Source organism: Paenibacillus polysaccharolyticus (assembly GCF_023714295.1).
GTDB classification, from domain to species: domain Bacteria; phylum Bacillota; class Bacilli; order Paenibacillales; family Paenibacillaceae; genus Paenibacillus; species Paenibacillus polysaccharolyticus_A.
This window is the reverse complement of record NZ_JAMAUN010000046.1, coordinates 1-421: the sequence shown is the minus strand read 5'-3', so window position 1 is coordinate 421 and position 421 is coordinate 1. Positions and strand designations below refer to the sequence as shown.

The following is a 421-nucleotide window of genomic DNA, read 5'->3' as shown; positions in this document are numbered from 1 at the left end:
GCTCCGGCGCCTCGCCGCCCCGCTATCGATGCTCGCGCTGATGAGCGGCCTGATCGCCTACTGGCTCGCGTGGCAGTACACGCAGCACGTGATCGACCGCTCGCTCGCCGATCTCGCGACCGCCATCTCCAAACAGATCCAGATCGCCGGCCCCGACGCGCCGTTCACGGTGCCGCCGCTCGCGCAGGCGATGTTCTCCGATCCGGCCGAAGCGCTGATCTACCGGATCAGCGACGGCGAACAGGAACTCGCCGGCGATCCGAAACTGCCGCTGCAGGGCATCAACGTGCGCCGCATGCACCATGCGTACGTGTTCGAGGCCGAGTACGACAATCGCGCGGTGCGGGTCGCGCAGGTGCGCGTCGACGACGTCGAGGGCGGCAAGCCGATGGTCGTCGAAGTCGCGCAGCCGGTGCGGCAC

At 68.9% G+C, this 421-nt stretch carries 1 protein-coding gene; it reads left to right on the top strand.

From position 1 onward, the window contains the following. The coding region (locus M3629_RS28105) for a sensor histidine kinase N-terminal domain-containing protein (RefSeq protein ID WP_251512191.1) at positions 1 to 421 on the top strand (421 nt) is incomplete at both ends.